The sequence below is a fragment of the Planomicrobium sp. CPCC 101079 genome, assembly GCF_007859275.1.
Lineage (GTDB): Bacteria > Bacillota > Bacilli > Bacillales_A > Planococcaceae > Planococcus.
Genome location: NZ_VOHC01000030.1, coordinates 119,252 through 142,877, shown reverse-complemented (window position 1 = coordinate 142,877; position 23,626 = coordinate 119,252). Strand labels below are relative to the sequence as shown.

Here is a 23,626-nt window from a genome sequence, read left to right as displayed (position 1 = left end):
TATAAAATTCACAAGTTCGAAAGATAAATCCCTCAAAAAAATGGTATGATGATGAGATGGAAAACGTATCAGATGGAATGATTCGATAAGAAATTTCTTCAGTTTTTAGAACAGGTGATAGAATGCTTAACGCAAATAGTAGCGCATATAAAACTTCCATAAGAATGACAAAGACCGCTTCGGAAAAAATGAGAGGGTTCGGCATCGACGAACGCTCGTTTTTTGTTGGGGGCAACCCTTTTAAGGTTTTCATCGAACGCTATCCTTCAAGTGCGGATGGCGGGCTTTCGGTTGCGTTGATTTTCGGCCAGGCCGAGAACAGCCGGCTGGCAGCAAAAGAACTGAATCAGCTAATTGTCCTTCACTGCATCTTCTCGAACCATCAAATGCTTGTGACGAATGTGACGCTCCGGAAAGCGTACGGAGCGCTCGGGACGAACTGGCAGCGGGAAGAACACCTCTTTTTTGACAACTCCCGCGACCCGGCTCCAGTAGCACTCATCAATTTGATCAACCGGATGACGCCGGCAAAAGAACGTTCCGATTATGTGAAAAAGCGGATCGGCAGCTGGGAAGGGTATTTGAAAATCCAAGAACAAGGCATGGACATTCCGGACATCAAGACAACGTATTCGAAACTGGCGTTCAGCCATGATTTCAGCCGCATTACATTGACCGGCTGCCAAATGAAAGACAATGAGTGGAAAACGCTGAAAAACTTAAGCGTGCGGCTTACGGGAATTGACGGGGATGTCGGAACCGTGATAAAAGCTGCCAATCGCATGGTGGAGATCGAACTTCAAAATGGCATCGTCAAACAGCTTCGCGAGAAAGGGCATGCGCTCCATAAAAAAGAAGTCGTTTTCAGTAATTTCGCGGCGTTAAGCCAAATCAGAAGGCTGCGGCAAGGCTTCACGAACCTGGAAAAAGGCCTCGCGGTGAATCCAAATCTCGATCGGCTGCTGTTTGAAGAAAAACCGCCCGTCAAACCGCTCAAGCAAATGGAGAAGCTGGCCTTTCATAACCGGCTGAATGAGTTCCAGCAGCAGGCGGTTTCAGGCGCTGTATCGGCTGAAGATTTGTATGTGATTCAAGGGCCTCCTGGAACGGGGAAGACAACGGTTATTGCGGAGATTTGTCTCCAAAATGCGAAAAAGGGACTGAAGACGCTTGTTGCTTCGCAGTCGAATTTAGCGGTTGATAATGCCCTCGGCCGCTTGTTGGCCAATAAAGACATCCGTATTCTTCGCGTCGGACGGACCGAAAGCATCGAAGAAGAAGGCAAGAAGTTTATTGAAGAAAATGTCGGCCAATATTGGAAAGAAAATACGCTGAAAGAGATATCGTCCCAATACGAAACGCGTAAAAACCGCGAAGCTGAGCTGGAAAGGGAACTGGAAGCTGCTGAACAAGCTTATCAGGACCTGCAGCCGGTCTACGAAAGTTTAGCGCAAGCAATTAAAGCGAAAAAGGCCGCACAGGAACGAAGCCGGGAACTTCAGCTGCTCTTGGAAAAAGAACAAAACAAGCTAATGTCATTCGGGCTCCTGAAAGAAAAGGCGGTACACGAGAAACAAGAACTTGCCCAAAAGCTGCAGACAATTGATGCGTTGATCAACGAGGCTCTAACAATGCTCGGAAGCAAGACCATCGAGTGGTTCCAGGAAGAGCAAATGCGAATCTCGGATAAAATCCAGCAGCTTGAACGTGCACGCCTGCTGCAACAGCTCGAAGAAGAACTGGCAAGCAAAAATCGCGAGATGGCTATGATTTCGGATAAGCGAAACCAAGCGGCGGCTGTTATCGAAGAAAAGAAAGCTGTGCTTTTTGAAGCCGAAAGCCTCAAAAAAGTCGACGGCTTGTTGCGGGTGATGGCTGAGCAAAAGATTGAGGAAATCCCTGCTATCACTTATTTGATCAATAAATTAGAAGTGACCCGTGAAAAAATCGACGCGTGGGGGAAATTGAAGAAATACAATGAACTGATTTCTGCTGCGATTTCGTACGTTGAACCGTTGACAGCGCCTTTTAGCATTTCTGTTGATGAGTTGAAACTACAGGCAAGTACAACAACAGAAGCCTTCAATTCTTCTGACCTCGATCGTTTCTTGGAAAAGTTAAGGGCGGTATTGAAAAGCCGGCAGCGGAACGATCCGGCCGTTTTGGCAAAAGCGCTCACCGGCTTGTACAAGCGTCAAAATGATTTATGGAGAAGAGGCGCGAAGCTAAAAACCGCTGACGAATATATAGAAGAATCAAAGCGGACGTTTCAGGAATTGAAAAAAGTTCTATGCGGGGAGCTTCTGAAACAGCAACAGCATTACTTCGCTTTGGACCAGAAATGGCTGGAGGAATTGGAAACAAGGCGGCTTGAAAGGATTCCGCTTGAACGCCAAGTTCGGCAGCTCTCTGATGCAGCGCATGTTTCCGTCAATATCGAAGCTGCCATTCATGAACAGCAAGCCGAACTCAGCGAACTCGAAAAAGAGAAAGCCTCCTTTGAACAGGCAGAGCAGCGGTTGAAGGACTATCAAGCTGAACAAGCCAAAGAACGGATGGCATCAGAGAAAAATCAAACAAGGATCACTGAACTCGATATGGACATGGCTCGGCTGCAAGAAAGTGTTTCGAACAAAGAACAAGAATCAGGCCGTTTAAAGGAAATCCTTTCTTCACATCCGGAACCCGAATACGAAGAAGCGGCCAAACAGATGGCCAGTCTGTCATTTTCAAAGGAATCCTTTAAACAGGAACAGAAACATTTGCCTTTGCTTCAGACGATCCAGAAAAAATGGCTCGATTTACTGGAAGAAGCGAACGACCATGATTTGGACGAGATCCGCAAACTGTACATCAAACATGCCAATGTGATCGGGACAACATGCGTTGCTTCGGCACGCAAGGATTTTATCGACAACTACCCGGTATTCGATGTGGTCATTATCGACGAAGTGTCAAAAGCGACACCGCCGGAACTGCTGCTGCCGATGTTGAAAGGCAAGAAGGTCATTTTGGTCGGGGATCACCACCAATTGCCGCCGCTTCTTGGCAATGACACATTGGAGGAAACGCTTGAGGAAATGATCAAAGACAACAGCGGATTTGAAGAAAAGCGGGAGTTGGAGAAACTCTTGGAAGAGTCGTTATTCGAGCGGCTGTATAAGAACTTGCCCGAGGCAAACAAAACGATGCTTGCAATTCAATACCGGATGCATGCGGATATCATGGAAACGATCTCGCCGTTCTACAAATTTGAGAACAAGCAATTGCAATGCGGACTTCCCGATTCCGACCGGGATCGGGATCACTTGTTGGAATCGGATTCAGTAAAACGCAGCAATCATCTTATGTGGCTTGATCTGCCGAATGAACCGGCGTATTTTGAAGAACGCATGAGCGGCGGAAAAAGCCTCTATAATCCATCGGAACTCAAAGAAATCAGTGCGCTATTGGTGGAAATGAATGATGCGGTGGCGGAAGCGAAGCAAGAAGGAAGGATAGCGGCGGACCATCTGAAAAGTGTCGGCGTCATCTCTTTCTACGGGGAACAAGTCAAACGGCTGCAGCGGATGATCGACCAGGAACTGCGTTTGCCGCATTTGACGATCCGGACAGGGACGGTCGACCGGTTCCAAGGCAGCGAAATGGAAATCATCTTGCTCAGTATGGTGCGCAACAATCAAAACAAGCACGGCGATATCGGGTTTGCGAAAGACTACCGCCGGTTGAACGTGGCTTTATCGCGTGCAAAGGAATTGTTGGTATTGATCGGCAGTTCCAAGATGTTTACAGTGCGCGCGAAAAAAGAAGAAACCAAACAAATGTATCGGCATGTATTGAAAGTTGTTAAACAGAAAAACGGCTTGAAGGCATTGGCGGGCACGAGGGGGTGAATGCATGGATAAACTCATGAAGGAACTGCGGTCGAATTTGCTGGTGAACCCGGATGTATCGATCCTCAAGAATGAGCGGTGGCAATTGCCGGTTGTTTCATACGAGGTGTCTTACAGCCAAGTGAAACGGTTTAAGATGGACATTTTGATGAAAATGCTGCTCCTGGCTTTTCAGGAAACGGATATCAGGAGGGCTGCCACTTTAGCGGAAATGCTGATGGTGGAAGAGCTGTTTATCCGCGACTTGATCGAGAAAATGGAGCGCACGGACTTGATCGGGGTTGAAAAAACAGGCTATAAGCTTACGGCAAAAGGCCATGAATACTTGGAGAAAGGCATTTTCGAAGAAGATATGGAAGAGGGGAGAACGCTAATCTCATACAGTGCCGTGCATGACGCTTACCGATCAGCGGCTGGCAACGAGAGTGAAGAGAGCAAAGAAATGCTTTCGCCTTACCGCTATGCAGCGGAAGGAGCCGTGGACTGGGACCGGCTGCATGAACTTCTTTTAGAAGAAAGTTTAGGTGCTGAAGAGAGTTTTCAGATCGTCGTGACGGACATTATAAATTGCGAAGAGAGCGGCACGGAATTTGTTCCGTGTATCGAATTCCAATTATACGACCGGAAGCAGGATGTTTTTTATGCCCGCGTCTGGAATGGAATGACGGGCAGCTGGGATGAAACGCTGGAGAAGCAAATTGAAGAAAAGGAAATTGTGGGTTGGCGTGAAGCGTACATCCCGCAAAATAAATAATTTGAGGGAACCTTAAACTGTCATTTTGCGTCGTATTCTAGTAAAATGGAAATTGTTATTATTTATATAAACTGTGCTTGGAGTTATCTGGCTTCAAGTTTTTTTAAATTCAATGTCCCAAAGTGTCTTGTGAAGTTCAATAATGAGAAGGTGTAATATGAAAAAAATCAAACTGATGAATAAAGAGAATTTTAACCAGTACATGCCTCTTTTTCTATTAGCTGTTGTGATGCTCTGGATGAAGACATATGTATCCCAGAAAACGCAATTTAAATTGGATGTCGACGGGGTGCTTCAGGAGTTCCTGCTGTTCATTAATCCGCTTGGCTCTGCCCTATTGTTTTTAAGCTTGTCGCTCTTTTTTAAAGGAACGCGAAAGTACATATCGCTTCTCGGAATTTACACGTTAATGTCTATTCTTCTTTATTCAAATGTGGTTTACTATCGATTTTTCAGTGATTTTATTACGTTGCCGACATTGTTCCAGACACAGAATTTCGGCGATTTAGGAGGCAGTGTTTTAACGTTAATCCAGCCATCCGATATCCTGTTTTTCGTGGACGTGATGTTCCTTGCGCTTTTAGTGTTCTCGAAGAGAATCAAGAAAGAAAGCCGGAACTTCGGCAACAAAGCCGTCCTTTCGATCGTTACGGCGGCTTTGGCAATTTCGTTCTTCAACTTGGCCATGGCTGAAGGGGACCGTCCGCAATTATTAACACGCGGTTTTGACAGAAATTATATTGTGAAGTATTTAGGGATGTATAATTACGCTATTTACGACACAGTGGAAAGCTTGAAGTCTTCTTCGCAACGAGTAATGGCGGATAGCGATGATACTACCGAAGTGCTGAATTACACCAAATCCAACTACGCGGACGCAAATGAAGCGTATTTTGGTGCGGCAGAAGGAATGAATGTCGTCTACTTGCACTTGGAATCGTTCCAGACGTTTTTGATGAATTACGAATTGAATGGGGAAGAAGTGACGCCGTTTTTGAACTCGATGATTGAAGATGAAAATACAATGTATTTTGATAATTTCTTCCATCAGACGGCGCAAGGCAAAACCGCAGATGCGGAATTCATGCTTGAAAATTCGCTTTTTGGCCTGCCAAAAGGCTCGGCTTATATTACTAAAGGCAAAAATACGTACCAGGCGGCTCCGGCCATCTTAAAAGACAAAGGCTATGAATCAGCTGTTTTCCACGGAAACAATGCAACGTTTTGGAACCGGTCTGAGATCTATAAATCGTTCGGCTTTGATCATTTCTTTGATATCGAGTCTTATACCGACCTCGAAGAAGGGGATATGGCAGAGTACGGAGTGCTTGATAAGCCATTCTTTGAACAATCGATGGATCTTCTGGAATCGCTGCCGGAACCTTTTTATTCGAAGTTCATCACGGTGGCTCACCATTTCCCTTATCATATCGATCAAGAGTTGACGACCATCGGAAAAGGCACGACGGGCGATCCGAGTGTCGATGACTATTTCCAGACTGCCCGCTATGCAGACGAGGCAATCGAGCAGTTCTTTGAGAGTTTGGAAGAATCCGGTTTGGCTGACAACACGATGGTCGTGATGTATGGTGATCATTACGGAATTTCAAGCAACCACAATCAGGCGATGGAACAAGTGCTTTCGAAAGAAATCACCCCGGTTGAAAACGCCAAGCTGCAGCGCGTGCCGCTGTTCATCCATGTTCCAGGCATCGAAGGCGGCATCAATCATACGTATGGCGGCCAAATCGACCTTCTGCCGACTGTGATGCACTTGCTTGGAGTTAAAACGCAAGACTATGTCCATTTCGGCACGGACCTATTGTCCGACGAACATGAGGAACTGGTCGCATTCAGAAATGGCGATTACGTCAGTCCGGAAATTTACGCGATCAATGATACTTTCTATAATCCCGAAACCGGCTTGCCGATTGAAGAGGACCAGCTGGAAGAAGCTGAAAAGTTAAAGCAGCGTGTAAATTACGAACTGTATCTGTCGGATCAGGTAGTCAATGGAGACTTGCTAAGGTTCTATACACCTGAAGGATTTACGCCAATCAATCCAGCCGATTATAATTACCAGGCAACTCCGATTGATGAAACTGAATAATTGATGTAAAAACGAGGTGTCTTGAAAGCCATATATTCCGGCTTTCAGGCACCTTTTTTTAATAGAAACAATCCGAATAAGAAGAAAGGCAAGAATGCCGCCTAATCCTTTTATATTAAATTATCAGAATATTGTTTACTTTAGATAAAACTCAATCATATAATGAAATCATTGGACCATTATGCACAACAAGAAAGGAGGATAAGGCGACAGAGCAGGCACGAGAAAGAGTACATACAGTGTAGAGAAACCGGGCTTTGAACTTTCTTCAATTTGCTGATTTGTGCAGTGTCTGTATTGGCATGGGCCAAGGATAAGCGGGAAGTAAAGGTGGAATTTCGGACACCGGAAATCCCATCAGAAGAAAATCAGTCACTGAAAGGGGAGAAAGGAATGGAACTAACGTTCAATCCAAATCTGCTTTGGTATGTTATTGGATACGGGGTATTCATGATCATTCTGGGGATTTTCTATTCACGAAAAGTTTCAAGCAGCGATGATTTTATATTGGCTGGCAAATCGCTAGGGCCGGTGGTGCTTATGGGAACACTCCTTGCGACATGGGTAGGGAGCGGAACCGTTACAGGCGGGCCGAATTCGATTGCCTATTCTTTTGGTATATGGCCGGCTGTCGGTTATGTGGTCCCGAGCATAATCGGGATTGCCATTATTATGCTGATTTCAGCAAAGATTCGGCGTTATGGCAAATACACCGTCTCGGAAATCCTTGGCATGAAATACGGTCCGGCTGCCCGGATGCTGGCTGCCGTCATCATCATTCTTGCGTATGTTGGGATTGTGTCTTACCAATATAAAGGAATCGGCTTTGTGCTTCATATGGCGACAGGCGTATCGGTTGAAACCGGAACGATTATCGGTGCTGTCATCATTATCTTCTTGGCAACTATTGGCGGCTTGATGTCTGTTGCACCTACTGACGCTTTTAGCGCTTTCCTGATTCTTATAGGTCTCTTGGTGGCGTTGCCGATTGTGATAAGTGCCGGCGGCGGCTGGAATCAGATTGCCGCAAACGTGCCGACTGAAAACAACGGAGTGATTGGGAGCCTGACGTTTCTCCAGTTTCTGGGCTATTATGTGCCGGTGCTGTTTCTGCTGCTCGGGGACCAGAACATGTATCAGCGAATTTCGGCCTCTAAAAGCGACAAAACGACCAAAATCGGCACTGCCGGCTGGGTTATTGGCATGCTTATTGCTACACCGGCAGTGGCGATTCTGGCATATGCGTCAAGATCAATGTTTCCGGACATCGATCCGGGCATGGCGCTAATCGCCACGACTTCCGTAGTCCCGACTGTTGTTGGAGGGTTATTGATTGCGGCTGTAACGGCATTTATTGTTACAACCGGAAACTCCTACCTCCTATCTGCCGCAACGAATGTCACTTACGATATTTACGGAAACTTCGTCAATAAGAATGCCACGGACAGGCAAAAGCTTATCTTCACGAAGTTGCTGATTCCTGTGCTTGGGATTATCGCTTTTGTTTTGACGATGTTCTTCCCGACTGTGTTGGCCATGCAGATGTACTCGTATACGGTTTACGGAGCGGGCATCACGCCTGCCTTGCTTGCGGTTTTCTTATGGCCGCGCGTCACAAAAGCAGGCGGACTTTGCTCTATGGCCGCAGGGGTCATTACGACGCTTGCATGGGAGTTCAGCGGCGTGCCGTTCGGAATCAATAGCGCACTCATTTCAATTCCGGTTGCAATTGGTGTCTTGATTATTGTGACATTGGTTACATCAACTCAAGAAAAAGGAAAGGCGGTTTTAAATTGAACACTGCAAAACGCATTCAAAAATTACGGAGTATTTTGGAAGAAAAAGAACTGGACGCGGCCATTGTGATGAATTTCGAAAACCAGTATTACTTCAGCGGGTTGAAAGCTATTACCTATTCTCGTCCGATTGTCTTGATAGTGGAGCCGAAAGAAACGGCTTTGATCATCCCATCACTTGAAGAAGAACACGCAAAGGATAAGTCTACAGCAGATAAACTATACGTTTATCACGAAACGAAGCACCACTCAGGTGAAGGGAAATCGCACTTGGAGCATTTGGCCACTGCCATGTCAGGGTATGCAGAAGGAGCGAAGATCGGAGTAGAATTTTCATCATTGCCAGTGAAGTTAGAACGCATTCTGGTTGAAAAAGGGCTTGAGGCAGTCAGTCTCGATAAAGAGATTGCCGATATGCGCTCGATTAAGGATGAAGAAGAACTTGAGCTGATCAAAGAATCCGGGCGTCTTGTGAGTCTCGCGCTTAAAGCATCCATTGAAAATGCACGAGTAGGCATGTCTGAAATGGAATTTGACCAAGTCGGCACACATGCATTATTCACGGAAGTAGCAGAGCATCATCCAGATGCAACGCTCGATTATTTTGCGATGTCGCCTTCCGGTCTTGCCCGCACGAATATGCCGCATGTGTTCTCGAACACAAGGGAATTCGAAGAGAAAGAAATTGTCATCCATAGCCGGCAAGTCGGGCTGAAGGGATACCGGGCTGAATGCGAACGGACCTTCTTTATCGGTGAACCGACAGAAGAACAGGCCCATGCATTTGAAGTCATGCGAAAAGCTCAGGCTGCAGCTCTCGATTTCATAAAAGTCGGCGTGACAGCCAAAGAAGTCAATGAAGCAGCACGTACGATTATTGCTGAAGCAGGGCTGGAAGAATACATCAATCACCGGACTGGCCACGGCATCGGCATTGGCCTTCACGAAGAACCGTCGCTCCGTTATGATAATGATCTTGTTCTTCAGGAGGGTATGGTTTTCTGCGTAGAGCCAGGCATCTATATTCCAGGCGTCGGCGGCTTCCGCCACTCCGACACTGTCTGCCTGACGAAAGAAGGCACCCAGCTCATTACGGAATATCCGAGTGACTTGAAGAGCCTAACTTTGAAAGAGGAAAGTGTCAACAGTTGAAGTGAAGATGGGAACTGAAAACGCACAATGCTGTCAGGGCTAAGCCAAACAGCATTGTGCATTTTTTATTGCTTGGATTTTAGCGTGTGGAAAGTATTTTGGTCAAAACGTTAAGTATTTCGCAAAGAACGGAAAGTATTCTAGCCATTTCGGAAAGTAAATCCACAAAACCAGAAAACTTCAATCAGGACTTATTCGCACACTCTAATCAAAGCAGGGAAAGAATTTCACCTAGGAAGATAAAAGGACTTTAGAAAGCCAATAGCGAATATGCACTAATAGAAATGACAAAAAAATATCAATAAACCGCTTGAAGAAAAGAAAGGGGAATGGCGATGAAGTTATTGATTCTTGGAGGCACCCGGTTTTTGGGGCGCTTTTTGACGGAGACGGCGCTGAAAAAAGGGCACGATGTGACTTTGTTTAACCGGGGAAAAGAAAATCCAGAGTTGTTTCCGGAAGCGGAAAAGCTGATAGGGGACCGGAACGGGGATTTGAAAGCACTGGAGGGGCGGACATGGGATGCGGTAATTGATACGTGCGGCTTTGCCCCGTGGACTGTCAGGGAATCGGCAAAACTGCTTGCCGGCGCAGCCGGGCATTATACCTTCATCTCAAGCGGCTCTGTCTATAAGGGATTAGAGAACCCGGGGATTGATGAAAATCATACAGTCAGCCAGCTGCCGCCGGGAAAACTGGAAGAACTGGAGAAGGAAGCAGCTGTCCCCGCTTCCTACGAATACTACGGTGAGTTGAAGTTTTTATGCGAGAAAGAAGTGGAGCATGCTTTTCCTGAACGCAACTTAATCGTCCGGGCCGGGCTCATTGTCGGGCCGTATGATTATTCAGATCGCTTTAACTATTGGGTAAGCCGGATAGCGAAAGGCGGGGAGGTGCTGGCACCCGGGAGAAAGGACAAGGAAGTCCAGTTTATCGATGTCCGGGATTTGGCTGAGTGGATCATCAATATGGTTGAAGATGACAGCACTGGAACGTTTAACGCGACTGGTCCGGAATCGCCTTTGACGATGGCGCAGTTTTTAGAAGAGTGTAAAGCAGCCTCCGGAAGCGATGCCGAATTGGTGTGGGTGGATGAAGAGTTCCTTCTTTCGAACGCTGTCCAGTATTGGTCGGAAATGCCGCTGTGGATCCCAGACCGGGAAAATATGGCGGGTTTTCTGACGGTAGATATTAGAAAAGCGCTTCGAGCAGGCCTGGCATTCCGGCCGCTGCATGAAACCATTCGGGACACGCTCGAGTGGGAATCCGCGCGCCTTGAAACCGAACGAAAAGCGGGCTTGGACCAAGAGAAAGAAAAAGCGGTACTGGAAAAGTGGAAGCAGCAGGCGCTTTAAATGGGAAAATGGCAGAACTGAAAACAAAATGTAACCAGCCGATTAACCGGCCATGCGAGATTTCCTTGCATGGCCGGTTTTTAGTGAAGCTACTTTTATATGGGCGGGATGATCCGACTATACATAAAACAGTCCATAGATATCTTGAAAAAGCATTTAACACGATGGTTAAAGAAAACTTCTTTAATTTATTGTCAGCCCTTTTTGCAAAGTGACCTAATTATATGAAAGTCTCATCACTTTTCTATATTCCGGAACTGCAACAACTGGTTTATTGGAAGTAACAAGCTTTACGGAAAGAGCCTTATTTACTAAATGAACCAAGCCGCGAGTTACAATTGGCTTAAAACTTGAAGGGAAGCGTTTATAAAAAGTTATTTGGGGAAAATAAAAATGCTGACTTATCAAGACTCCTGGGCCCTTGTTAAGAATACGTTGCAATTATTAAGTCAGTCTGACAAAACATTGGGTAGAGCGTGCCGGTGCTAAGAAAGGGAGGATCCAGTTGGAAGAATACTCGTGTTTCCCGGAAACTGCCAGGCCCGGAGCTTTTAGCGATGCGTGCTTCACTACATAAGAAATTTAGTTTTTAGAACTGCAGTCAGAAGCTGATGAATGAAAGTGATGAGGCTTAGCAGTTGGAGCAATACATAGAAGTTATCCAAACGTACCAATAGTTTTTCAAGAAGGTGGATTTTGACCTTATCGACAAAGAGGGCTGAAAAGTGCCTGCAGCAAGCGGTATAGAGTGGAACGCTGACTAGGGCGTTCATAGATGGAGTTAATGCACTAAATTTTTAGAGTGCATCACCGAAGATCCGGTGCGTAAAGGAGGATACATGGAGAATTTTGTAGATTGGTTAAATGGAATCGTTTGGAGTTCAGCATTGGTTTATCTGTTTTTAGGAGTAGGGTTGTTTTACTCCATTGCAACACGTTTTCTGCAAGTAAGGCTTTTGAAGGATATGTTGAAACTAACGTTCAACCGTGATAGATCGAAAGCGGGCGTCTCTTCTTTCCAAGCCTTTTCAATGTCGCTTGGAAGCAGGGTCGGAACCGGGAATATCGCTGGGGTTGCTACCGCGATTGCGTTTGGTGGACCGGGAGCGGTCTTTTGGATGTGGGTCATGGCTCTTTTGGGCGGAGCTACATCGTTTATCGAAATTACGATGACGCAAGTATACAAAAGAAAATTAGATGGACAATACCGCGGAGGTGTGCCGTATTACATTGAAAAAGGTTTGAAGATCAAGTGGTACGCAGTTGTTTTTGCCCTTATTACATTGATCGTAATGGGTGTGTTATGGCCGGGGCTTCAAGCAAACACGATCGCCATTTCAATGGAGAATGCATTTGGCATAGAACCACTTATAACTGGAGGTATGCTAGTCGTTATTCTTGGCATCATTATTTTCGGTGGAGTCAAGCGAATCGCGAAAGCCGCTGAAATTGTCGTGCCGGTTATGGCCATCATCTATATTGTGATGTGCCTCATTATTCTGCTGATAAACATCACCGAGTTGCCGAGCGTCGTCTCACTCATATTCTCTAGTGCTTTCGGCACCAATGCCGCTTTCGGCGGACTTGTGGGTTCAGCTATCGCTTTAGGTGTCCAAAGAGGCGCTTTCTCAAACGCTGCAGGAATCGGCAGTGAAACTTATGATGCAGGTGCCGCGGAGGTGTCACATCCAGCAAAACAAGGTTTGGTGCAAGCTTTTTCGGTTTACATCGATACGTTGCTAATTTGTTCGGCAACTGCCTTTATGATTTTGTTTACAGGCATGTACAATGTAATGCCGGCGGGCGGGGAGGCGATTGTCAATAATGTTCCCGGTTCTTCTCCTTCGGCGTATACACAAATGGCAATAGGATCAGTGATGCCTGGCTTTGGTGCAGCATTTCTAGCGATTGCATTGTTCTTCTTCTGCTTTACTACGGTTATGTCGTATTACTATAAAGCGGAAACTTGCCTAGTCTTTCTCAACCGGAATCGAGCAGTCAAGCTAAAGTGGCCAACTCATGTATTGAAAATTGTATTGTTGGGAATGATTTTCTATGGCAGTGTCGTCAGCGCTGAGTTTGCGTGGGCTCTAGGGGATCTTGGCATGGGAAGTATGGCTTGGTTAAACTTTGTCGCCATTTTGTTCCTCACGAAGCCTGCCTTAAAAGTTTTGCGGGACTACGAAAAACAGAAGAATGAGGGCAAAGACCCTGTTTTCGATGCTGAAAAATTGGGCTTTGAAGATGCTGAATTCTGGATAGGGCAGTATGAAGAACCGATGGGTGATGAACTGGATATAAAGAAAGCAGAAGTATTTTAAGGTCAACCAAGGTTGAAATTTGTAAACCTATAAAAACAGCCGCGAAGACAGAAGGGCCACCTGAAAATTCGTGCAGGAAAAGGCGTTTCCGCTAAGCTTATGATTAGCAGAAACGCCTTTTATACGCCTTTTAAGAAATTTGTTAAACCTTGAAGACAAAGCTTGCAATTAGGTTATTTTGTATTCTATAATTTGAAACATTGCGCTAAGGCCAAAAGAGGCCGAGGCAAACAGGAACGGCTTTGATTTTTCCGTTTTTGCTTGCTGTGAATTTATTGAAGAATGGAGAATGATGGGTGAACAAAGTATATGGCATATTAGTCATTTTCGCGGCATCAGTGCTGCTTGGTTTTGCGTTCAATTTGTTTTTATTGCCGCATGAAATTTTATCAGGCGGGGTCACAGGGCTGGCCATGATTTTTGGTTTGATTTCGCCAATTAATGCCGGCGTTTGGCTGATTATCCTCAACATCCCGATTTTTGTGGTGGGCTGGATGAAACTTGGCAAGGTATTTATCTTCAACAGCATCTTCTCGGTTGCCGTGACATCGGTTTCAATGCTCTATATCCCGGTCATGAAAGTGACGGAGGATGTCCTGTTGTCATCAGTGTTCGGAGGAGTGCTGGTCGGTGCTGGCGCTGGCATTATCATCCGCTTCTACGGTTCAGGGGGCGGATTTGATGTTATCGGCCTGCTGCTGACGATGAAGCGCGACATTCCGCTCGGCTTTTTGGTGTTCAGCTTGAACAGCCTTGTTATTTTTGCATCGGGATTCATCTTTTCATGGGAGCTTGCGATGTATACGATGGCTTCGATTTACATCACAGGTCTTGTCGTTGACCGCATCCACACGCGCCACCATAAGCTCAGCCTCATGGTGGTTACGAGCAAGGGGGAAGCTGTCAAAAAAGAATTGCTTGAAAACCTATACCGGGGCATTACGGTAACGGATGGCGAAGGCGCTTATTCAGGGAACAAAGTTAAAGTGCTGTACAGTGTCATTTCACGCTATGAACTTGCATTTGTTCGCCCGCTCATCAAATCGATCGATCCGAACGCTTTTGTCAGCATCAGTGAAACCATGGAAGTAATGGGCAATTTCCGCAAGGACAATAGCTTCAAAAAACCGCCTCGGGCGAAGGGCGCTGTATACAATACTACGGCGAACTCTACTGAACAAAATTAAAGCTAATTTGCAGAATCCCTCGAGACTTCACCGTTTGGAGGGATTTATCATGTGGAAAACAAAAGACTGAATAGTCAGATTTTATGTCCTCTTTTCCTGAAAATAGGTATATGATGGAGGCAAAAGGAGGAGGAGTTAAGATGGAGGCCACCTTTGGGCTCGTGCCCATTCTTATCATCCTGATGTATTTCTTCTTGCACCACTGGGCAAAATAAGGAGTTCGACTAAAAAAGCCGCATGATGGCCATGCGGATTTTTTACATGATTAGCCGGAAACGGGAAAGGGTAATCTTTCATTATATAAGGAACTGCTAGGCAGTTTCGCAAAACTGACAAAAAGGAGAATGATTGATGGAAATCTTAAAACGGTTCAGAGACATAATGGCGAGCAATATCAATGCGATGCTGGATAAAGCAGAGGATCCGGAAAAAATGATCGACCAGTATTTGCGGGATTTAAATAGCGACCTTGGAAAAGTGAAAGCCGAGACGGCTGCAATCATGGCAGCTGAAAAGCGCGAGCGCCGGGAGCTTGACGAGCTGCAGTCAGAAATTGGCGATATGCAGCGCTATGCGGTAAAGGCGCTAGAAGCAGGAAATGAGGACGACGCACGGAAATTCCTGCAGCGCAAAGCTGAATTGGCGGAGAAGGAAAAGGACCGGAAGACAGCTGTTGAGCTGGCATCCACGAATACGTCACAGATGCGCCAGATGCACGATAAGCTGGAGTCGGATATAGGGGAACTTGAATCGCGCCGTGCGGAACTGAAAGGGAAAGCAGCTATCGCGAAGACGCAGAAGAAGATGAACGACCTCCACTCGTCGGTGAATGGTGCAGGCGAACGCATCTCTGCCTTTGACAAGATGGAAGAGAAGATCAATCAGGAGCTTGACGAGGCAATGGCGATGCAAGAGCTCAACAAAAGTACAGGAACGGATATTAAGGACCTGGCTGCAAAGTACGAAACGGATTCGGGAGTGGAAGATGAACTGAACTCGCTCAAAGCAGGCATCAACGTGGATGATGAGCTGGAGGCGCTAAAAAGCCAGATAGGCAAAGGCGAACAATGATAAGCGAATGGACAATTTCTCATTGCAGCTTGAGGGGAGGGAGTTGGAATGGTCATTCAATATAAATGCCCGAACTGCGGATCGGATATGGCATTTGACAGCGATTCGGGCAAGCTGTCCTGTCCGAACTGCGGCAGGCAGGACAATATTGAGACATTTCCGGAAGAGAACATCCAGCGGAAACTCGATCCAGAGGAAGTGAAAGAATACAATTGCCCGAACTGCGGCGCCGTAATCCTGACAGAAGCCAATACGGCTGCGACCCATTGCAGCTTCTGCGGGGCACCGGTTGTATTGGCGGAACGGCTGACGGGCGACCTCGCCCCTGCAAAAGTGATCCCGTTCACCGTCAGCAAAGAAGAAGCTGTCGCCGCTTTCCGGAAATGGACAAGAAATGGGCGCTTGACCCCGAGCGGCTTTATGCATGGCGACCGGATCAAAAAGATGACCGGCATGTATGTGCCGTTCTGGCTGTATGATATCGGAGGAAGCGCAGAAGTGGCGGCGGTCGCGACAAGAGTGCACCAGTATCAACGGGGTGACACGATCTACACGGAGACCGATTTTTACGATGTCCGCCGGGAAATTGACCTCAGCTACCTCAAAGTGCCAGCGGACGCGTCTGAAAAAATGGACGACGAGCTGATGGACAAGCTTGAGCCTTACGATTATGGAGAGCTCAAAGACTTCCGGATGCCCTACCTCGCCGGTTTTCTTGCGGAGAAATACGATTACGACGACGAGGCACTGTTTTCACGGGTGGAATCGAAAATTGTGCCGTTCATTGATGCCTTTATCAATACGACGATTTCGGGCTACTCAACTGTCAGCTATACGAATAAAAGAATTGAGGCAAATAAAAGCAAGGTGTACTATACCTTATTTCCGGTGTGGATGGTCTATTATGATTTCGAAAACAAAGAACACACTTTTGCGATGAACGGCCAGACCGGGAAAGTGGTCGGCAAACCGCCGATCAGCAGGGCCAAAGTTTTTGCCTGGTTCACCGGCATTGCCGCTTCCGCATTTGCGGTGATGAAAGCCATCTCGTATGCGGTAGGAGGTGTTCTATGGTGAGAAGAGTGAACGTTAAAACAGCGGTTGCATTATTTTTGATGCTGTTTTTTATTGCCATCGGCGGTGTTGAGACGTCTGCCGCGACCGATCAGCACATATATGATAATGCTGGACTTCTGACCGAATCGGAAATAACGGAACTGGAAGCTTTTGCCGCAGAACATAGCCGCGAAGAGGGAGCCGACTTTCTGTTTTTGACGACGACCAGTACGGAAGGCAAGGCGATTGAGCCATATATGGCTGATTATTTTGATCAGTGGGCGGCTGAGAACAACCAGGAAAATGCCGTTCTTTTGACGATCGACATGGGAAGCCGGGAAGTGTATTTGGCGGGTTTCGGAACTGCGGAAGCACGGCTTGACGATAGCCGGGTCGACATGGTTCTTGACCGGATTGTGCCATATTTGCAGGCCGGCGACTACGGCGGCGCTTTCCGGGAGACGGTAGCGACTTCAAGCCGCTATATGGAGTACCGGCCCGGCGTCAATCCGGAAAGCATTTTCCTGAGGACTTGGTTCCAGCTTGCAGTGTCGCTGCTTTTGGGCGGTTTGGTAGTTGGTTCGATGCTCTTTAATGCTGGAGGACGTGTGACCACCACGCCGTCTACATATGTTGACCACGATCGTACCCGGGTAAGAAGCGAGATGGACCGCTTCCGGAACAAAACCGTGTCACGGCGCAGAATTCCTCAGAAACAAGGAGGGGGCGGCGGTTTCGGCGGAGGTGGAACTTCTGCCGGCGGACGTTCCTATAGCGGAGGCGGCCGCAGCTTTTAACGGCCATTCGAATGACAGAAAGGAATGAATGATATGGCGTTTTTCGGAAATCAATTTTCAGATGTAGTGGAGTGGGATGAGTTCAGGGAAGACATGATATTTTGGAAGTGGACCAATCAGGAAATCAAAAAAGGCAGCCGGCTCATCATTCGTCCCGGACAAGATGCCATCTTCCTGAACAACGGCAGAATTGAAGGGATTTTTGAAGACGATGGCGATTACGATATCGAATCGGAAATCGTGCCTTTCTTATCGACATTAAAAGGGTTCCGTTTCGGTTTCAACAGCGGCATGCGAGTGGAAGTGCTCTTTGTTAACACGAAAGAGTTTGTCGTCCGATGGGGTACGAAAAATCCGATCAACATCCCGGCGCCTGGAATGCCAGGCGGTATGCCGATCCGGGCAAACGGCACTTTCCAGTTCAAGGTTACCGATTATACCACCTTTATCGATAAAATCGCGGGTATCCGCGACAGCTATCTCGTGGACGAAGTGAAAATCCGGCTCACGGCGGTACTCGATCAGCTTTTGATGAAATGGATTTCCAAAGAAGGACAGAACATGTTCAACCTGCAGGCGAATGCCCACGAAATCGGCAAAGGGATACTGGATGACCTCAACATGGAAATGATGGACGACGGCATGAAAGTCACCGGTTTCCAGATAATGAGCTTCAACTACCCGCAGGAAATCCAAGACATGATCAACAAAAACGCGTCTATCGGCATGGTGGGCGACGTCTCGAAATACCAGCAGATTTCGGTTGCTGATGCCATGGGCAAATCCTCGGGTTCCAACACTGCCTCCGATATGGCAGGAATGATGATGGGCATGAACATCGCGAAGGAAATGATGGAAGGGCAAAAAAGCTCAGGCGATGCGCAAAATGCCGGCGGGAACGGACAAGACGCACAAACTGGCAGTGGCAAAGCGCCAAATTTCTGCCCAAACTGCGGCGAGAAGGTGAGCGGTGCGAAGTTCTGTCCAAATTGCGGGCAGAAGCTGGCGTAACAAGAATAGTGAAAAGCAAAAAACCGCTGCCGGGAGCCTATCCCGGTGGCGTTTTATTTGAGGGTTGAACTTGTTGCTATTGGTTTACTGGCTTTGTGCCGGGTTCTTAATGTCTTGACAGTAAAATACGGAATCCACACCAGCGCAGGCTAAGCGAAAGATGAAAGGCAAATCCCTATGGCCAAGGCGGCTTCAGTGCCTGGCAATCCGCCCGAACATGATTTTTTGGCTAAACCCATTCTGCCTGATGCTTTGCCTAATGATATAGGAAGAAGCAATGACCGTCGATACAGCTTTGAACGGAACCACCCGTTGAATCGGTGATTTGCTGTACGCTTCAACCCATTCCGATACCGAAGCGCACTGCGGGCGATCCAGTCACCGAACGGAATGAAGATGAAGAAAATCAACAGCCAGGCAATTCGAAACTTCATGTAAAAGTAAATTGGAGCTGCCACGAGAGCAACCCCAATAAGGGCACCGGCAAGTAAGAGGATGACAAACGCGGTTCGCCAAAATCCATCATATTTTGGTCCTTGATAGGTAGGTATCATTCTGTTTTCTTCCATGAAAGCCTCCGATTCTTGACTGATATACAGATTTCACAAGGTTTGCAGAAAAAAGTTTCAAGAAATCGGAATGATTTTGTATAGATAAGCACTAGGCATTTGTTGCATGATTCCGGGGGCTTCATAAAGGGTTTGAGTAGGTATATAATAAACTAACAATAACTGGAAGAATAGTGGTGTGCAAAGCAGTATACGCTTTAATAGTCCAGTAAAAATCTATAACTATCTATGGAGGCATTATGTATTTTGAAAAATTACTAAGCAGTGAAGAAAAAACGGAAGGCGTTGGAAAAACAGTCCATAGAACAGCAGCCAGGGCAGTGATCACCCGCAATGGAAAAATCCTGCTTGTCCGTTCGGCTCGAGGCACGTATGGTTTGCCGGGAGGAGGCGTGGAAGAAGGCGAAAGCTATGCGGAGGCACTCCTCCGGGAAGTGGCGGAAGAAACGGGATACATAAACTGTGAGGTTAAAAACAAAATTGGGGTTGTTACCGAAAGGCGGAAAGACCGCTTCGAAGAGAACACATATTTTCAAATGGTTTCTCATTATTACCTGTGTGATCTGCTGGATGATTCAAAGGCCAGCCAGCAGCCTGAAGATTATGAGTGGGAACCGGGAACTGCGGCCGTATGGGTTGAACCTGATCAAGCGATCCGTGAAAACAGAGTTGCTTTAGAACAAGATGAAGGGCAGGTATTTATTCGCCGGGAAAATTTTGTGTTGGCTGAAGTGTTGTGCAATTTCGATAACCTGAGAAAGATGAAGGCGGAAATTTAGGAAAAAAGGTCCCCCTTTTCGCATGTTACAATAAAAGTGACAACTCAGAAAACAAGGGAGGGATTGGGTGGTTAGCAAAAATCAGACTGCCGAACCGAAAGAAAAAAGAAAAAATTTCAAAGTGCCTCATATTTTCGTTATTTTATTCTTGATGATTGCGTTGGCGTCACTGGTCAGTTACATCATTCCGGCGGGCCAATTCGAGAGGGTGGCGAACGAAAGCGGTGCGGAGGTGATTCAACCGGGGACGTTCCAGTACATAGAAGCATCTCCGGTAACGTTCTTCGAATTCATGTTTGCGATTCCGGACGGCTTTATCCAGACAGCAGAAATTATTTTCGGGATCATCATGATTGGCGGGATGTTCTCGGTTATTGAGCGGACTGGCGTCATCAGCCTTGCCGTAAACAAGTTGGCGAGCAAATTCGCGAACCGTGGAATGTGGATTATCCCGACATTGATGATTCCATTTGCCTTGTTTACGACGTTCACCGGGCAAGTGGAAATGTCACTGATTTATCTGCCGGCGATTTTGCCGCTCGTGCTGAAATTGGGTTTCGATAGAATTACGGCGACAGCAATCGTTCTCGTTTCAACCATTGCCGGATTTTCCTTGGCGCTGACAGTCCCGGCCAACTTAGGTGTGGCGCAGGATATTGCCGAACTGCCGCTGTACTCAGGGATGTGGTACCGCATCATCCTCTTAGCGGTTGTGCTATCAGTCGGGATGGCGTACGTATGGCGCTATGCAAAAAAGGTCAAAGAGAACCCGGCGCTAAGCATTGTTTTCGATGAAGAGGACGACCATGCCGAAATGGGCGATTTACCGGTTGTAAAAGCGACAAAGCGCCAACTGTGGACAGCTTTGACGTTGCTCGTGGCTTTCGGTATCCTGTTGTTCGGGCTGTTGAATTACGGCTGGTATTTCCGGGAACTGACGGGGCTTTATGCGCTGATTGGAATTGTGGCTGGCCTTGTTGCCGGGTTAAAATCTTCGGAAATCGCCGATGCGTTCAATGAGGGTTTTAAGAAAATCCTGCTTGGTGCCATTGTCGTCGGGATTGCGCGCGGGATTGCGGTGGTTCTTGATGCAGGGGATATCATGGATACGATCATCTATGCGCTGGGCGAATTCGTCGGCATCATGCCGGATTCGGTCACGGCGGTATTCATGCTTGTTGTCCAAGCAGCCTTGAACTTCCTCATTCCATCCGGAAGCGGACAAGCCATGGTGACGATGCCGATTATGAGCGGGCTTTCCGACATCAGCGGAGTTACACGCCAGACAGCTGTCTTGGCATTTCTAATGGGAGATGGATTCACCAATATCTTCTACCCGACATCCGGTTATTTCATGGCTACGCTTGCAGTCGGCGGGGTACGGTGGGAGAAATGGCTAAAGTTTATCTTCCCTCTGCTGATTGTTTGGTATTCAGTGGCGATCATTTCACTGATTATCGCTCAAATTATTGACTACGGACCGTTGTAAAAAATATTGCATGAAAAGCGCCTCTTTTTTTTCAGGAGGCGTTTCGCTTTTTAGTAAAGATTTCAACTTATTGTTTTTGCCCTTCAGCTAGTGGTATAGAGGAATATATTGGGGTTTAGTATATCGGCTCTGCTGGGGGGATAAAATGGCTCGCTATGAGATCAAATCAAAAAACTTTATTACAGAACCAATTATTTCACCGAAGGCAGACCGTTTTCTTGTTTTTGTTTTTTCATTTCTGGGTGCCAGTTCGGGGATGATCCTTAAGAGTATAACCGATTGGCCGTATTGGGCAATCATGCTAATAATTGTAGTTTCGGCCATTGTTTTGATCATCATTATAAAACTGGCGTTCAAGCTTCGGTGCCAAAAGAAACACAAGAACGATGAGATATAGTTGATTTGGAGAAATTAATGAACAGAACAAAATAAAAACCGCCGGCGAAAACTTCTTCCGCCGGCGGTTTTTTGCTGTTTATTTTTTGCTTTCCTGATAGCTGCTCAAGTATTCCTTAACTTTTGCAGGGGCTGCTACAAGTTCGTTGCCTGTATCAACAAGCGGGCTTACAGTAGAAACGGCTTTGATTTTATTGCCTTGGTAATAGTTGATGAATTCGTCCTGGTTGATGGAGTAAAGCACTGCTTTTCTCAAGTCTTCGCTTTCAGCTACTTCGCGGCCTTTCGTATTGAAGAGCATATAGCGCACGCCGTTGCTTTCCATTTTTTGAAGAGCTAAGTTCGGATCATCTTCAACAACACTGTATTTCGTTTCAGGAATCACGTAATTCAAATGGATTTCGCCGTTTCGCAGTGCTGAAAGGGCGCTGTCCGGATCTGCAATAAAGCGGACAGTCACGTTCGAGATTTTCGCTTCGTTTTCTGTGCCCGGCATATAAGCCGGATTTTTGCGGAATACAGCTTCGTAGTCATTTTTGTGTGAAAGGATGTACGGGCCGCTCGCATAGAGGTGGTTATCGTACTGGTCGCCTTCCGTCACAGTGTTTTGGTCGCCGTAAGGGATATCCTTGTTGATGTCGAACGATTCAACATCGTATGTGTTGATGTTTTCCACTTGTTTTTTAGATACAATCCCTGCGGATTGGTGGGCCAAGTAATTTAACACTTGCGGGAATGGTTCAGTAGTCGTCAATTTGACCACTTGGTATTTTCCTTCAGCATTGTTGGCCTCTTCTTTAGCTTCAACCAGTTCCGAAATGCCAGTTTCCAGATTTGCTTCCAAAGCTTCTCTTACAGTTCCGCCGTCAATGGTTGGTGTGTCAAGCTCTGCAAGATCTGTAACCGTTTCGGTTGAGGCGATATGTTCATGCAAGCTGTATGTGCGGTGATCCGGAACGGAATCCGGGTTTGATGCACGGTCAAGCGAGAAGATCACATCATCGCCGCCGACGCGTTCGCCTGTGTCAACTGCTTGCTGATCTTCGATTTTAGCAAAGTTGATATCGTCACGTAGCAAGAAGTAGTATTCGGAATTTCCTTCCGCCATTGCAAAGTTGTGGGACAAAGAACCTTCAGCTGTAATTTGATCGTCATCAGTTAAGTTGACGAGTCGGACATACATATTTGTGTTCAATTGGTTGATGGAACCGTCATTTCCTTTGATCGGGTCAAGAGATGTCAAAGTTGAAATTTCCTGTGACACGATAAACGGATCAGTTTCACGTTTTGATTGGTCGACAAAGTCAATCGGTTCCCATGCAAGGGCACGTGATTTTGACAAGCGGACAGAATCCTCATTTAAAATTTCAGTGTTGATGCCTTGGGTTTTATAAGAGATATAAAGAGGGGCGATGTACGCGCGGTCCAGCACTAAAAGCTGCTCAAGCTCTTTATAGGTTTCCTGGTATTCGTCAGCCGTCTGTGTGCTGGCCTTGTCGATCAAGTTATCGATTTCTTCGTCAGCCATGATGCTGTTGGCGCCGTCCGATTTGAAAAGTGCACGGACCGCGTAGTCCGGGTTCCCGGTAACTGTTGTCCAGCTTGAGACAGCCAAATCATAGTTTCCGGCTTCTTTTTGTGCCGTGAAGCTGCCGTAATCCGGCTGGATGTTCAATTTAACGTCGAAGCCGTTTTTGACCAATTGGTCACGGACAATGTTCACATCGTCTTCATTGGCGCTTTGGCTCAAGATTTCGATGACCGGCTTTTCGCCTTCAGTTACTCCGTCGCTTGCCTTTTCTTCGGCAACATCGGATTTTGTGTTCACGCAGCCTGCCAAGATTAACACAAGGGCAAGCAAGAGTGATAATAAACTTTTCTTCACAATAA

16 protein-coding genes are annotated in these 23,626 nt (G+C 46.7%); 14 read left to right on the top strand and 2 right to left on the bottom strand.

What is annotated here, in order from left to right; genetic code table 11:
* The first annotated feature begins 164 nt into the window (after positions 1-164).
* The 12 genes from FQV28_RS15790 to FQV28_RS15735 all read left to right on the top strand — a co-directional run bounded on the left by FQV28_RS15790 (position 165) and on the right by FQV28_RS15735 (position 18,503).
* Positions 165-3,893 carry a DEAD/DEAH box helicase gene (locus FQV28_RS15790; protein ID WP_255472980.1) on the top strand — a complete coding sequence of 1,243 codons (3,729 nt, stop codon included), beginning with the start codon at positions 165-167 and terminating at the stop codon, positions 3,891-3,893.
* A 4-nt stretch (positions 3,894-3,897) separates the two neighbouring features.
* Positions 3,898-4,647 carry a hypothetical protein gene (locus FQV28_RS15785; protein WP_146497470.1) on the top strand — a complete coding sequence of 250 codons (750 nt, stop codon included), beginning with the start codon at positions 3,898-3,900 and terminating at the stop codon, positions 4,645-4,647.
* A gap of 157 nt (positions 4,648-4,804) precedes the next feature.
* On the top strand, positions 4,805-6,757 hold the full coding sequence (ltaS, locus tag FQV28_RS15780) for a lipoteichoic acid synthase (protein WP_146497469.1): 1,953 nt from the start codon (positions 4,805-4,807) through the stop codon (positions 6,755-6,757).
* A 393-nt stretch (positions 6,758-7,150) separates the two neighbouring features.
* Positions 7,151-8,554, top strand: coding sequence for a sodium:solute symporter family protein (locus FQV28_RS15775; RefSeq protein ID WP_146497559.1), 1,404 nt, complete (start codon positions 7,151-7,153; stop codon positions 8,552-8,554).
* On the top strand, positions 8,551-9,705 hold the full coding sequence (locus FQV28_RS15770; RefSeq protein WP_146497468.1) for a M24 family metallopeptidase: 1,155 nt from the start codon (positions 8,551-8,553) through the stop codon (positions 9,703-9,705). Before FQV28_RS15775 ends, FQV28_RS15770 begins: the two co-directional genes overlap by 4 nt.
* A 335-nt stretch (positions 9,706-10,040) precedes the next feature.
* Entirely contained in the window at positions 10,041-11,060 is a 1,020-nt protein-coding gene (locus tag FQV28_RS15765) for an SDR family oxidoreductase (RefSeq protein WP_146497467.1), read from the top strand.
* A gap of 839 nt (positions 11,061-11,899) precedes the next feature.
* Positions 11,900-13,381, top strand: a complete 1,482-nt coding sequence (locus FQV28_RS15760) for an alanine/glycine:cation symporter family protein (protein ID WP_146497466.1) — start codon at positions 11,900-11,902, stop codon at positions 13,379-13,381.
* A gap of 296 nt (positions 13,382-13,677) precedes the next feature.
* Positions 13,678-14,568, top strand: coding sequence for a YitT family protein (locus FQV28_RS15755; protein WP_146497465.1), 891 nt, complete (start codon positions 13,678-13,680; stop codon positions 14,566-14,568).
* A gap of 351 nt (positions 14,569-14,919) precedes the next feature.
* Positions 14,920-15,639: a PspA/IM30 family protein gene (locus FQV28_RS15750; protein ID WP_146497464.1), complete on the top strand. Its 720-nt coding sequence runs from the start codon at positions 14,920-14,922 to the stop codon at positions 15,637-15,639.
* Positions 15,640-15,687: 48 nt separating this feature from the next.
* On the top strand, positions 15,688-16,716 hold the full coding sequence (locus FQV28_RS15745) for a TFIIB-type zinc ribbon-containing protein (protein ID WP_146497463.1): 1,029 nt from the start codon (positions 15,688-15,690) through the stop codon (positions 16,714-16,716).
* On the top strand, positions 16,710-17,492 hold the full coding sequence (locus tag FQV28_RS15740) for a TPM domain-containing protein (protein WP_146497462.1): 783 nt from the start codon (positions 16,710-16,712) through the stop codon (positions 17,490-17,492). Before FQV28_RS15745 ends, FQV28_RS15740 begins: the two co-directional genes overlap by 7 nt.
* Before the next feature lie 33 nt (positions 17,493-17,525).
* Positions 17,526-18,503: an SPFH domain-containing protein gene (locus FQV28_RS15735; RefSeq protein ID WP_146497461.1), complete on the top strand. Its 978-nt coding sequence runs from the start codon at positions 17,526-17,528 to the stop codon at positions 18,501-18,503.
* A gap of 149 nt (positions 18,504-18,652) precedes the next feature.
* Here the strand turns inward: FQV28_RS15735 and FQV28_RS15730 are convergent, their stop codons facing one another.
* Positions 18,653-19,057, bottom strand: coding sequence for a hypothetical protein (locus FQV28_RS15730; protein ID WP_146497460.1), 405 nt, complete (start codon positions 19,055-19,057; stop codon positions 18,653-18,655).
* 254 nt (positions 19,058-19,311) lie between these two features.
* Between FQV28_RS15730 and FQV28_RS15725 the strand changes: the two genes are divergently transcribed.
* Both FQV28_RS15725 and FQV28_RS15720 read left to right on the top strand, forming a co-directional pair.
* Positions 19,312-19,851, top strand: coding sequence for an NUDIX hydrolase (locus tag FQV28_RS15725; protein WP_146497459.1), 540 nt, complete (start codon positions 19,312-19,314; stop codon positions 19,849-19,851).
* A 67-nt stretch (positions 19,852-19,918) separates the two neighbouring features.
* Positions 19,919-21,340: a YfcC family protein gene (locus FQV28_RS15720; protein ID WP_146497458.1), complete on the top strand. Its 1,422-nt coding sequence runs from the start codon at positions 19,919-19,921 to the stop codon at positions 21,338-21,340.
* Positions 21,341-21,815: 475 nt separating this feature from the next.
* On the opposite strand, the gene FQV28_RS15715 is transcribed toward FQV28_RS15720, so the two are convergent.
* Entirely contained in the window at positions 21,816-23,624 is a 1,809-nt protein-coding gene (locus FQV28_RS15715; protein WP_146497457.1) for an ABC transporter substrate-binding protein, read from the bottom strand.
* Positions 23,625-23,626 lie beyond the last annotated feature (2 nt).